Here is an 11,840-nt window from a genome sequence, read left to right as displayed (position 1 = left end):
TCCAACGTCTCCCGTGGTACTGAATCGCCTGCACCTCATTAACTTCAAGAGCATTGCCACGGCAACATGCACGTTCTCGCCCAAGGTAAATTGCTTCATTGGTCTCAATGGGATGGGCAAGACGAATATGCTGGATGCGCTGCACTACCTCTCATTCACGAAGAGTCACCTCTCGATCACTGATACACTGGCTGTACGTAGGGGAGAAGAATCCGCTGTGCTGGATGCTTCATACCTCAGTGACCATGGTGATGAGCGGCATCTACTGCTGCAGATACGACCTGGAGCACGCAAGATCTTGAAGCGTAATCGCAAGGAGTATGGCAAGCTGAGTGAGCATATCGGGGCTTTCCCCCTTGTGATTGTTTCGCCACAAGACTATCAGCTCATCCTCGGTGGAAGCGATGAGCGTCGTCGCTTCCTCGACAGACAACTCTCTCAGCAGGACAGCGTGTACATGGCTGCCCTTACTCAGTATCATAAGGTGCTGGAGCAACGAAATACCTTGCTGAAAAACCAACAAGCCTCATCCAGCGTCCTCGATATTCTCGACCTTCAACTCGAGCAAGTCTCGCCAATCTTGTACGAGAAGCGTTGCCAGTTCGTTGAGCTTTTCATTCCCCTTTTTCAGCAGTACTACACCGAGATCAGCGGTGGTAGGGAGTCTGTCAGCCTTGCCTATGCCTCTACGCTTGAGGCTACCGAGGGACATATTGCAGAGCTTCTTAGGGAGGTACGTGAGCGTGACCGCATACTTGGACATACGAGTGTAGGGTTACATAAGGATGACTTGCAGATGCTGCTGGACGATGAATTAATCCGTCGCGTTGGCTCTGAAGGGCAAAACAAGACCTTCCTCATCTCATTGAAGTTCGCCCAGTACACCCTACTCTCCGAGACCAACCCTGAGCGTCCGATTCTGCTACTGGATGATATTTTTGACAAGCTTGATGCCGAGCGTGTCGGGCGTATCATTCGGCTTGTCGGGGGGCGTGATTTTGGACAGATCTTCATCACGGATACCAATAGAGAGCACCTCGATGAACTCGTGCATGGCTGGGGTACAGACTACCAGCTCTTTGAAGTCTCTGATGGGGAGATCCGACAAATACCTCAGTGAGCATGAAGCGTAGTGAAACGCTGGACTTCCGCCAAGCCCTCTCCAACCTCTGGGATGAAGATCCTGATATGTACGAGCAGCTCCTCGTGCATCGTGCGCTAGAGCACTTGCCTGTGCTACTAGGTAAGCTTCACCAATGGGTGCGGGAGGCACGCATTGACGAGGGCGTACTACGTATTCGTACCTCTTCGCCCATCGCACGTCAGGAGCTTAACCTTCAACTCAATACCCTCCGCCAGCAACTCAACACCTATCTCCACGCCGAACTTATACGCCTCGTGCAGGTGTACTAAGAGCCGAGTGAAGAGCAGTGTCTAGCAGGAGCTGGATGAAAAGGTCATATAAGGGGAGAAAATACCCTCAGTCACAATCTGTATTCTTCTACATTCCTATTTTATCTCTTAGAAATAGCCTGTTTACGGTGTTTTAAGAAGGTATGTCTACGAGTTACCACAACTCTTTCCATAGAGTTGTGGTAACTCGTTTAAATGAGTTGTGGTAAGTCGCTACGGAGAGTTATGGTAACTCGTTGTAACGACTTATGGTAACTCGTTGCAATGCCTGTATAAACGCCCAATTTAGGACGTTTGAAAGAGGCTATCTCTTTGGAGAATGTGTAGCTGTGTATGGGATTTCAATCTGTGGAACATGAGGATTAATTAGTATCTTTGTGCGCCGTGTATGATTTGGTCTCTCGGCTTGCTACAAGGCTGGATATCGCGCCATATAGGCTTTATGACCTAACTACGGCCAACAAAGTATTTATAAACCAATAGACGAATGATAACAAAGACTTTACGTTTTACCCTGCTAGCTCTCACAGCTACAGTAGTATTCACTTCATGTAAGGGGAAGAATGACACCCCTAGCCCCAACCCTGATGTCCCCAATGTCAAGCATGCTGAAAGGAAAGACATCGTCGGGAAGCTAGAGCAAATCACTGTCTATAGATACAATGAAAAAGGACAGGTGGTTTCCTCAAGTTCTGCCACCTATGATAGACAATTTCGCCCACTGACAGATATTTATTCAACCTTTAAGAATGGTAAGTTTGTCCCATCTGTAGATGGCTACTACACCTATGACTTAGAGGGACGTCTCGTCCTTTATAAATATGGTGAGGTCGGTTTCCCAGGACTTGAGGAAAGATACACCTACAGTGATGGTCTCCTTGTGAGCTACGAAGAATATTCAGAGAAAGCAGGGCGTAATACGAAGACCGTTTTATACACCAATGATAAGGGAAAAAGAGTCTCTTCTTCTACAACAGAGCAAATAGAGGGATCAACCGAGAAAACGGAAACATATTCTTTATTTACGTATAAAGAAGGAAAAGAGATTGAGACGATATTCTCAGACAAGGCTCGAACACAAAAGATTGGGATGGTTGAGACTATCTATGATGACCTTGGGCGTGTCGTACAGCGAGAGGCTCAAGGAACAGAGATATTCGGGTATGGAGGCTCTCGTAAGTACCACGAGTATTCGGAGAAAAAGTATGGTATCTTCGGAGAGTCGCTTTTTGAGCTTAATAAGAGCTATGATGAAAAGGGTGCTGTCACGAGAAGTGAACTAAATCAGATTACTTATACCAAGTATAATGCCCAAGGTTTGCCAATCGAGGGTATAGAGAGTGGTAGAGAAGAGCAAAATAAGTTTACCATCGAGTATAAGTTCTTCAAGTAAGAAAAGAGCTTGATACATATAGAAAGGGGATACACGTCTAACGTGTATCCCCTTTCTGCATTGTGTGGGTTTATTTCTTCAGCCAGAGTGAGAGGCTATCACTGAGTGCTGGTGCGGCACGACGTAAAAGCCAGGCAGTACGGAACGAATAGCTCAGCGGGAGTGTGCAGTCCAGCTCTGGGAAGAGTGTCTTAAACCGTTGTGCCTCTTTGTCGGTGCAGATCGTGTAGTCAATCTTCCCTGATGCTACCTGCATAGCTAGTTGCTCGGCTTGGTAGAGCGAATCTTCCTCAAGGTGGATAGCTTCACCAATCTCTTCGCTGAGGTGCTCTAGGAAGAGGCGGTAGGGTGAAGCAAGAGGGAGCGTGATCGTTCGTCCAGAGAGCTGTATCTGACTAGTGACGAAGGTCGTGCTGTCTGCGCGCCGCTGAATAAGGAAGATGGGGCCAGAGTGCTCTTGACCGAAGAGGCGGAAGCGTGTGGTGTCGATGTCGGACGTTGAGGCTGTGGGACGAGTGACGAGGTCTACTTGTCCAGAGCTCAGGTAGGTAAGTGCTTTCTCCCAGTTGTTCTCTAGCACGACTTCGACGCGTAGTCCACTTCGCTGCTGCAGCACCTTGGCTAGATCATAGACAAGACCAGAGAGCTCACCTCCTTGTGCTTTAATTCCGCCTTCGTTGTATGAGGTACAGAGGCGGAGTGTCCCTTCACGTCGGATTTCGGGATAGTCCCGGATGATAGGGGTGGAGTCCGTGCTATCAGCTCGCTTGCGTGCCTGGTGATGCAGGTAGAGCATCAGTGCAATGATGGCCACCAGCCCAGCCAGATAGGTAAGAGAGCGAAGAGTGAAGAGTCGTGAGCGCATAGTCTAGGAGGGTTAGTTATTGAGGTCCACGACAACGCCACCAGCTAGGTACATGGGATTGTAGGGGTACTTGTGCATGGAGAGGCGACTACCTGTGGTGAAGGCCTCGGTAACGTTGTACATCTGAAGGAAGAAGCGAGCACGCTTGAGACGGAAGTTAGCGTATGCATTCAGTAGTGGGGCTTCGCCACCAACCTTACCTTCGCTTTGCAGGATGAACTGCTGAGTCGTGGGTAGGTAGTAAGGGGCATAGTACGCACTGTGCCAGTAGCCCTTGACCCCAAGGTCGATACGCATGACCTTGGCAACGAGGAAGCGTACGTAGATGTCAGCAGCGACAGCGAGGCGTGGTAGCGGGAGGACGGACTCATTGGTGGAGGTCTGGTAAGCAGCCTCTAGCTCCCAGTTCAGCACTCCTACAGAGCCTACTTGCTTTGCCCTTAGCGAGAGGACTTGCATGAGGTCGGTTAGTTGGCTTGGCTCCCCTTTGGCTCCATAGTAGATATAGTTCTGTAGGCTGGCTGTGCGAGCCTCTAGCTGTGTGCCCCATGAGGTGAGGTGTACCTTCCCCCCGAGCTCTATACGGCGTGTGAACTTTAAGTCCTTATCCCACCAACCATAGGTGCCATGGTGATGGGCTGCGAAGTATGAAGGTCGTGCGTTGTCGATGTAGGTATCAGCCTCGAGTGCGAACTGGCGGTTGAAGAGTCGGAAGGTTGTGAGTAGGTTGCCCTCGATCTTGAAGGCTCCCAGATCAGAGCCTAGTATGCCTAGCTCTCCACGTCCCGAGAAGTTCAGCCCCGTACCTTCACGACGCTCGATGAGTCCGCCTATAAAGGTTGACGAGAAACGCTCTGTCGCTCCATAGAGATGTGTAGTAGCATTCGGGAGCTTGGCCCAGTTCTGCTCTTGGCGAAGGTAGGCAGAGAGACCGAACTTTACCCAAGGACGGAAGCCCTCCATCAGTGAGAGGGCCAACGTATTATGCAGGGTGGTAAGCTGTGCTGTGTCATTAGGGAAGGCATACGCCACAGGTGTACCTCCACCATCGGGTACTCGGGTCTGTGTCACGACAGGCTCACCAAAGACGTTCTTCCAGAGGTCATTCTCTCCTTGAGTCTGTAGGCGGCGGCTCTGGACGTTGTAGTATGTAGTCAGTGAAAGCCCTCCCACGGGGACGAAGTAGGTGGAGTCTAGGCTTAGTGTGTCACCTAATAGCTCAGTATCTTGATGTTCTTTTCCTGTGGGTTTACGCTGTACGGTAGTATAGTGCCCGAGGCGGAAGGTCTGTGCTAGATAGGCATGACCTGAGCGGATACGGTTCGTTAGCCTCTCGGTGATCTGGACGGGTACATCCTTGGCACTGACTTTAGTGCGCCCATTAGTGTATCGGTCGGGGTTGAGGATATAGTCAGCATTGGTGATACCACCATTCTCCTCCTGCTTGTAGTAGTCGTTGGCGATATAGGCATAGAGTTCGTAGCGATCGGCACGGTAGCTGCCGAAGAGCCGATAGCGTGCGTCCTTGCTTCGACTATTGGTGTAGAAGCCTTGGGCATTTCGGTAATCGAAGTTTGCCCCTAGGTTAAGAGCCTTCCCCATGTTCACACCGAAGTCGCCTGCCACTACGTCTTCACTCTCATTGGTCTTAAAGTTACGTTGGTAGCGAACGAAGGTGAAAGGGGTCTTCGTGTCGTAGAAGCGTACCTCATCGGGGGTATAAAGCATGCGGTAATACCCGTCTGTGTAGAAGAAGTCTCCTACACGGCGGGCTCGATCGAAGAAGAGCTTAGACTGCCAAGCGTGATTCATGTTCCCTTGGTACGATACCCCTAGGGAGCGAAACTCTGGGGAGATGTACTCGAAGGTATAGTGTGTGAGCGTATCGGGCATCTCTACTCGTGTAGCTCGGGCAACGCTGGGTGTGATGCGGTAGGCACGTAGCTTATCACCACGTACCATCTTGATCTCATCAGGGATCTCCTCGATGTCACGTACCTCGTAGGGGTTGTAGTTGTTACGCTCTGGGCGTTGTGCCCATGCTGCGGCACTCACGAGTAGCAGCACGGAGAGAAGGAAGGGTCTTATAGTCATCTAATGTCTTTATACGTCTCACGTGGGGAGCAGGGTGCTAGCAGTTCTCCATCCCACAGCTACATCCCCGAGGATCTAGCTCGATGGTGATGTGCTGTAGCTCGTAGCCTAGGGCAATCTCGCGTACCTGTTGCTTGAGTCCAGCCCAAGCCTCGGGGGTGGGGTACTGCTGTGCATTGAAGACGAGGTGGAGAGAGGCTATATGCTGCTCGCCATTCAGCGTCCAGATATGTACGTCGTGTACCGATAATACTCCGTCGAGATGCTCTATGGCCTGCACGAAGCCCTCTTGGTCTACCTCCTCGGGGACACCCTGTAGGAGGATGCGGAAGTTATCCCTTAGATTGAAGTAGACGTTATACAGTATCCAAGCGGTGATCCCCAGCGAGAGGAGTGGGTCAAGGATGGGTAGATCGACAAAGTACATAACCACACTGACGATCAGCACAGCGATCCACCCCAGTACGTCCTCCATGAGGTGCAGGCGCATGGCCCGCTCATTGAGTGAATGTCCGCCACTCATCCTCCATGCCGCATAGCCGTTGATGATGAGGCCAAAGATAGCCAGTAGGAACATCCCTTCAGCTCTTGGCGTACTTGGGGTAATAATCCGCTCTATGGACTCCTTGATGACAAACACTGAGCCTACGAGTAGGATAACCGATATAAGTAACGAACCAAGTAGTGAAAAGCGTTTATAGCCGTAGCTAAAGTACCGATCTCTTCCCTTCTTAGAGAGTCGCTCGAGATACCACGCTACCCCGAGTGAGCAGGAGTCCCCCAGGTCATGGAGTGAGTCGGATAGGATCGCCACACTCCCTGTGTATAGCCCCCCGACCAGCTCTACAATAGCGAAGAAGAGGTTGAGCAGGAAGGCAATGAGGATGTTCCCCTCGGCATGATGGTGATGATGGTGGTGATGTCCCCCATGGCTATGGTGGTGTCCGTGTCCGTGGTGACTGTGCTCATGATCGTGCTGATGCTCATGTTGCGCCTCATGAGCCTCGTGGTGATGCTCATGCCCCTCGCAGAGACAATGCCCTTCGTGTTCGTCCTGATGTACCATAGCTGTAGTGGTAAAGTCTGTCCAAATAATGTATTACAAAAGTACAACTATTTCAGTGTGTCACCCTTCTAGGCTGCGAGTGTGTAGGCTCTTGAGACCATCGTTATCCTAGCTCTGCTGGGGTGGTCTTCCCCCTCATGGTGTGACGCTGGATGGATTAGGGCTAAAAAGGGAGAGGAGACCCCACCCAAAGTCACCTTGGGATGAGGTCTCCTCTCTAGAGTATAGTGGGAGGTTAGATGCCTACTCCTCCGCCCCCAGGCTGGTGGGTGTCACCTTCGCTACCTTCAGGCTTTTTCCCTCCTGGGGTCTTTGCCTTCTTCGGGCGAGGGGTGTAGGCCTCTCGGATGAGCTCTAGCTCAATCTTTTTCGAGGCGTCACGGATGGAGTGCTTGGGATAGAAGCGTACCCCGACACGGCGAAGCGTATCTACGGTGACGGCTTGGAAGGTGTCCATCATCTTCCCCGAGGCAACCGCCTTAAAGCTCCCGAGGTCTGCTAGATCGACCGAGCGACCTGCGCGGATCTCCTGAGTGATGATGTCATGTAGTGCGATGGTCACGGCTCTGAGATCAGCACGGCTGATCGTGGTGGCCTGTGAGATGCGTTCTTCGACTTCTGCCCATGTGGTGTGTGGGTGTTCGTCCTGGATGGCGTAGTAGACAGTCTGTCCCTTGCGCTTGCCAACGGGTTGCTTCCGCTTGGCAACTTTGAATTTCAAAGACATAATGTAGATAAATAAAAAATGATACATAATGGAGGTCGCTACCCCCTTGTCATTGCAAAGGTAGGAAGAAAATCTACCCAAGCAAACCCTCTGGGAGAAAAAGTTATCCACCTCAAGTAGGTACCCTCAGTAACCCTCACCTTTTACCCCAAAAGTTTTACATCGTTTAACGCTCCAGCCCTTCTATTTTTGTCCTCACTCAGCTCCGCTCCTTCCCCTTGGAGATAAAATACATGACCGAGGAGGGGTATATTTCTTGCCTCTTGTGGCGAGAAAGGAGGAGGGTGCGATTGGTTAATCCCTGGGCAGTTAGTGGAGTCTAGAGAGCAGGAGGGAACCCATGCAAGGATTGCACGAGGAGGCTTGCATGGGTTTGGAGTCAAAGGCTAGGATGGGTTGAACGGGGGACCCTTGCTAGGGTTTCGGTGGGTCTGCTCCATGGCTAGAGCTGGTTGGGTTAGGTTTGTTTGTCCTTAGGGGCTTTATAAATGACGAGTGCCACCCATCATAGATGGATAGCACTCGTCTTGAGCCTCTTGTCGGATTCGAACCAACGACCCCGAGATTACAAATCACGTGCTCTGGCCAACTGAGCTAAAGAGGCAAGGTGGGTAAGCGATCTATATCGCACCGCTACAACCTAATACCCTTGCTGCGATCAAGCCCTGGGGGAGTCAAAGGGAGCTGGTCGTATAGGACTTACCCGAGTGCAAAAGTAGTATAATTCTGCGAATATGCAAGCGAGTTACTATAACTCTACATGCGTAGCTGTGGTTTTGCATCGCAGGGAAGGGAGCTAAACCACCTTACTCTTCGATGCTATCGAGGCTTGCTGGGGAGCATAAGAGGCGAAGGCTTAGGCCTTCACTCCGTCTCTACGGAGTAGGGCATCGACCGTAGGTGCCTTGCCTCGGAAGGCTTCGTAGAGCTGCTCGGCATCCCGTTTATCTCCTTGGGAAAGAACTTCCCTGCGGAAACGTTCGGCAGTAGCACGGCTGAAGATCCCTTCCTCCTGGAAGGCTGCAAAGGCATCTGCATCCAGTACCTCCGCCCACTTATAGCCATAATAGCCCGCAGCATAGCCACCCGAGAAGATATGACCAAAGGATGTACTCATCTGACAGGGTGCAGGGCTTGGCGCAAGGAGTGTAGCCCTCTGCCAGGCATGCTCCTCGAAGGCCTTCGTGTCCAGCCCTTCGCTGAGTGGCTCGGTGATCGTATGCCACGCCATGTCAAGGTAGCCAAAGCTGAGCTGACGACATGCGGCATAGCCGACGAGGAAGTGCTTAGCTCGCTCCATCCGCTGTATGAGGTCTTCTGGGAGCGTTTCCCCTGTCTCATAGTGGCGGGCGAAGGTCAGGAGCCACGACCGTTCATCTAGCCAGTTCTCCATCAGCTGGCTAGGTAGCTCGACGAAGTCACGCACGACATTCGTGCCACTGAGTGAGCTATAGCGTGCTGAGGCAAACATACCATGCAAGGCATGCCCGAACTCATGTAGGAACGTCCGTACCTCCCCCGGAGCCAGCAAGGCAGGGTGTCCTTCGGTCGGAGGGGTGAAGTTCATGACGAGTACGATGTGTGGGCGATGATCCTCTCCACTCGCAGTGTGATACTGCTCCTGGAGGTTATTCATCCAAGCCCCACTCTGCTTCCCCTCCCGAGGAAAGAAGTCCGTATAGAGTAGCCCTAGGTAGCTACCATCTGCATCGGTCACCTCGTAGGCTCGTACATCGGGATGGTAGACGGGAAGCTCTGGACGAGGGGTGAAGTGTATGCCATAGAGGGTCGTCGCTAGCCCAAGCACAGCCTCCGATACCTTCGTTAGCTCGAAGTAGGGGCGGAGCATCTCTTCGTCCAGCTCGTAGTAAGCCTTCTGGTACTGCTGTGCCCAGTAGCTCCAGTCCCATGGCTGTAAAGGCTTGGTATGGCCATGCTCTTTAGCGAAGGTCTCTACCCGCCTTAGTTCCTCCTCGGCGATAGGACGATAGGCTGTGAGTAGCTCATCCAGGAGCTGGTAGACAGCCTCTGGTGTGCGTGCCATACGAAGGCGTAGAGCCTTCTCGGCATAGGTCTTGGCACCGAGGAGCTGAGCATATTCCAAGCGTAGGTTCACGAGCTCTCGGATGAGCTCTCGGTTGTCGTACTCATCACTAGCTGCGCCGACCATCATCTTAGCACGGTACATTTCCTCACGGAGCTTCCCCTCGGGGCAGTGCTGCATGAAGGGGAAGAAACTTGGTGCTGCAAGCGTGAAGACCCAGCCACTCTTACCCTCCTCACGTGCAAGAGCCTCTGCCGAGCGTAAAGATGTCTCGGGCATCCCTGTGAGGTAGTGCTGATCGGTGATGTGTAGGCGGAAGCGTTGCTGATCCTTGAGGTTGTTTTGGCTGAAGGTCAGGCTTAGCTCACTCATGCGAGCTTGGATAGCCTTGAGTCGCTCCTTCTTGTCAGCTGGGAGCAGAGCTCCTCGCTCTGTGAAGCCTTCATAAGTACGCTCCAGCAGACGAAGGTCCTCAGCATCTAGCCCAAGCATCTCACGCTTCTCCCAGACAGAGCGAATACGCTCAAAGAGGGGATCAGAAAGGGTGATGAACGAGGAGAGAGCAGAGAGACGAGGGGTAATCTCCTGACTAATCGCCATCAGCTCATCCGTAGCTGCTGCGTGTAGGAGGTTAAAGAAGATGCCTGATACCCACTCGAGCTTGGCACCGCTACGCTCTAGGGCAACGATGGTATTGGTGAAGGTAGGCTGCTCCTCAGAGGCAATTAGGGCTTTGATCTCTTGCTCCTTCTCTTCAATGGCGAGACTGAAGGCTTCACGGAAGTCTTCCACTTGTATCTTATCGAAGGGATAAGCACCATGCGCTGTCGTTGTGGGTTGTAATAGGCTGTTCATCGGGCTGTACTAGGATATGAGAGAAAATAAGCTACCTGCCTTTACCCCTTGCCTCAGGGGCAAGCGAAAGGCAGGTAGCTTAGAGAGGAGGACAAGCCCTCCTAAAGTTTGGTATGTGACGCTACTAGCGAACTAGAGGCGATCGTTAGAGCCAAGGACGTTGATGATCTTGTGCATGTAGAGCTTCTTGAGCGACTCACGAGCTGGACCGAGGTACTTACGTGGGTCGAACTCTGCAGGGTTCGTTGCGAAGACCTTACGGATAGCAGCCGTCATCGCAAGACGTCCATCGGAGTCGATGTTGATCTTACATACGGCGCTCTTAGCGGCCTGACGAAGCTGTTCTTCGGGGATACCGACAGCGTCCTTGAGTGCACCACCATACTGGTTGATTGTAGCTACCTCGTCCTGAGGGACAGAGGATGAGCCGTGCAGTACGATAGGGAAGCCTGGGATCTGCTTCTCAATCTCAGCAAGGATGTCAAAGCGCAGTGGGGGAGGAACGAGGATGCCGTTAGCATCACGCTTGCACTGCTCGGGTGTGAACTTGTTCGCCCCATGTGACGTACCGATGGAGATAGCCAGTGAGTCTACCCCGGTCTTGCTCACGAAGTCGATGACTTCAGCAGGCTCAGTATAAGTGTGGTGTTCAGCTACGACATCGTCTTCGATACCAGCGAGTACACCGAGTTCACCCTCTACGGTTACGTCGTACTGGTGGGCATACTCTACGACAGAGCGTGTGAGTGCGACATTCTCGTCATAGGGAAGGTGTGAGCCGTCAATCATGACAGAGGAGAAGCCCATCTCGATACAGCTCTTGCAGAGCTCGAGGCTATCACCGTGGTCTAGGTGAAGGGCAATCTGAGGATTGGGACAACCGAGTTCCTTTGCATACTCAACTGCACCCTGAGCCATGTAGCGGAGGAGGGTTTGGTTAGCGTACTTACGTGCGCCACTAGAGACTTGGAGGATGACGGGAGACTTCGTTTCAACTACAGCACCGATGATGGCTTGGAGCTGCTCCATGTTATTGAAGTTGAACGCAGGGATAGCATAGCCACCCTTGATGGCCTTGGCAAACATCTCGCGAGTATTGACCAAGCCTAGTTCCTTGTAACTAACCATTTGTTATTGACTTATTAAAAACGTTTTTGTACTTAGTTCTCTACCGCAAAGATAGAATAAATTAACCGAATGGTTTGCTTCTTATTAAAATTCTTCAAGAAGCAAAGGTGATGGTACAAACCGCAAGGAGAATAGCTTTTCTCGATTGCGAAAATGTTAGGCCTCATTACGTGTCTGCACCTCCATTTCCTCTTCCGTGAGTGATGCGTATCCTTTTCAGCTCTTATTGCCCTCATCAACAAGAGAGGTCGAGGA

General features: G+C 51.8%; 9 protein-coding genes and 1 tRNA gene. 3 read left to right on the top strand and 7 right to left on the bottom strand.

What is annotated here, in order from left to right; translation table 11 throughout:
- Positions 1–13: 13 nt before the first annotated feature.
- The 3 genes from recF to HMPREF0636_RS00615 all read left to right on the top strand — a co-directional run bounded on the left by recF (position 14) and on the right by HMPREF0636_RS00615 (position 2,806).
- Positions 14–1,120: a DNA replication/repair protein RecF gene (gene recF / locus HMPREF0636_RS00625; protein ID WP_044167732.1), complete on the top strand. Its 1,107-nt coding sequence runs from the start codon at positions 14–16 to the stop codon at positions 1,118–1,120.
- A gap of 2 nt (positions 1,121–1,122) precedes the next feature.
- A complete protein-coding gene (locus HMPREF0636_RS00620; RefSeq protein WP_044167730.1) occupies positions 1,123–1,413 on the top strand; it encodes a DciA family protein in 291 nt (96 codons plus the stop codon).
- Positions 1,414–1,900: 487 nt separating this feature from the next.
- Positions 1,901–2,806 carry a hypothetical protein gene (locus HMPREF0636_RS00615; protein ID WP_044167728.1) on the top strand — a complete coding sequence of 302 codons (906 nt, stop codon included), beginning with the start codon at positions 1,901–1,903 and terminating at the stop codon, positions 2,804–2,806.
- A 70-nt stretch (positions 2,807–2,876) separates the two neighbouring features.
- On the opposite strand, the gene HMPREF0636_RS00610 is transcribed toward HMPREF0636_RS00615, so the two are convergent.
- The 7 genes from HMPREF0636_RS00610 to HMPREF0636_RS00580 form a co-directional block, all read right to left on the bottom strand.
- Complete coding sequence (locus tag HMPREF0636_RS00610; RefSeq protein ID WP_044167726.1) at positions 2,877–3,671, bottom strand: transporter substrate-binding domain-containing protein; 795 nt, start codon at positions 3,669–3,671, stop codon at positions 2,877–2,879.
- A 12-nt stretch (positions 3,672–3,683) separates the two neighbouring features.
- On the bottom strand, positions 3,684–5,765 hold the full coding sequence (locus tag HMPREF0636_RS00605) for a putative porin (RefSeq protein WP_044167724.1): 2,082 nt from the start codon (positions 5,763–5,765) through the stop codon (positions 3,684–3,686).
- Between the two features lie 37 nt (positions 5,766–5,802).
- Positions 5,803–6,831 (bottom strand): cation diffusion facilitator family transporter, encoded by a 1,029-nt coding sequence (locus HMPREF0636_RS00600; protein WP_081748362.1) that lies wholly within the window; start codon positions 6,829–6,831, stop codon positions 5,803–5,805.
- Between the two features lie 235 nt (positions 6,832–7,066).
- Entirely contained in the window at positions 7,067–7,558 is a 492-nt protein-coding gene (locus tag HMPREF0636_RS00595; RefSeq protein WP_044167723.1) for an HU family DNA-binding protein, read from the bottom strand.
- Between the two features lie 530 nt (positions 7,559–8,088).
- Positions 8,089–8,162, bottom strand: a tRNA-Thr gene (locus HMPREF0636_RS00590).
- A gap of 252 nt (positions 8,163–8,414) precedes the next feature.
- Positions 8,415–10,457 carry a M3 family metallopeptidase gene (locus HMPREF0636_RS00585; RefSeq protein ID WP_044167722.1) on the bottom strand — a complete coding sequence of 681 codons (2,043 nt, stop codon included), beginning with the start codon at positions 10,455–10,457 and terminating at the stop codon, positions 8,415–8,417.
- Between the two features lie 132 nt (positions 10,458–10,589).
- Positions 10,590–11,585, bottom strand: coding sequence for a class II fructose-bisphosphate aldolase (locus HMPREF0636_RS00580; RefSeq protein ID WP_044167721.1), 996 nt, complete (start codon positions 11,583–11,585; stop codon positions 10,590–10,592).
- Positions 11,586–11,840 lie beyond the last annotated feature (255 nt).

The sequence above is a fragment of the Porphyromonas catoniae ATCC 51270 genome (assembly GCF_000565015.1).
Taxonomy (GTDB): domain Bacteria; phylum Bacteroidota; class Bacteroidia; order Bacteroidales; family Porphyromonadaceae; genus Porphyromonas; species Porphyromonas catoniae.
This window is presented reverse-complemented; position numbering and strand designations above follow the sequence as displayed.

Coding starts and splice junctions, on each gene's coding strand:
- HMPREF0636_RS00620 (WP_044167730.1), top strand. CDS start 1,123: ATGAAGCGTAGTGAAACGCTGGACTTCCGCCAAGCCCTCTCCAACCTC.
- HMPREF0636_RS00615 (WP_044167728.1), top strand. CDS start 1,901: ATGATAACAAAGACTTTACGTTTTACCCTGCTAGCTCTCACAGCTACA.
- HMPREF0636_RS00610 (WP_044167726.1), bottom strand. CDS start 3,671: ATGCGCTCACGACTCTTCACTCTTCGCTCTCTTACCTATCTGGCTGGG.
- HMPREF0636_RS00605 (WP_044167724.1), bottom strand. CDS start 5,765: ATGACTATAAGACCCTTCCTTCTCTCCGTGCTGCTACTCGTGAGTGCC.
- HMPREF0636_RS00600 (WP_081748362.1), bottom strand. CDS start 6,831: ATGGTACATCAGGACGAACACGAAGGGCATTGTCTCTGCGAGGGGCAT.
- HMPREF0636_RS00595 (WP_044167723.1), bottom strand. CDS start 7,558: ATGTCTTTGAAATTCAAAGTTGCCAAGCGGAAGCAACCCGTTGGCAAG.
- HMPREF0636_RS00585 (WP_044167722.1), bottom strand. CDS start 10,457: ATGAACAGCCTATTACAACCCACAACGACAGCGCATGGTGCTTATCCC.
- HMPREF0636_RS00580 (WP_044167721.1), bottom strand. CDS start 11,585: ATGGTTAGTTACAAGGAACTAGGCTTGGTCAATACTCGCGAGATGTTT.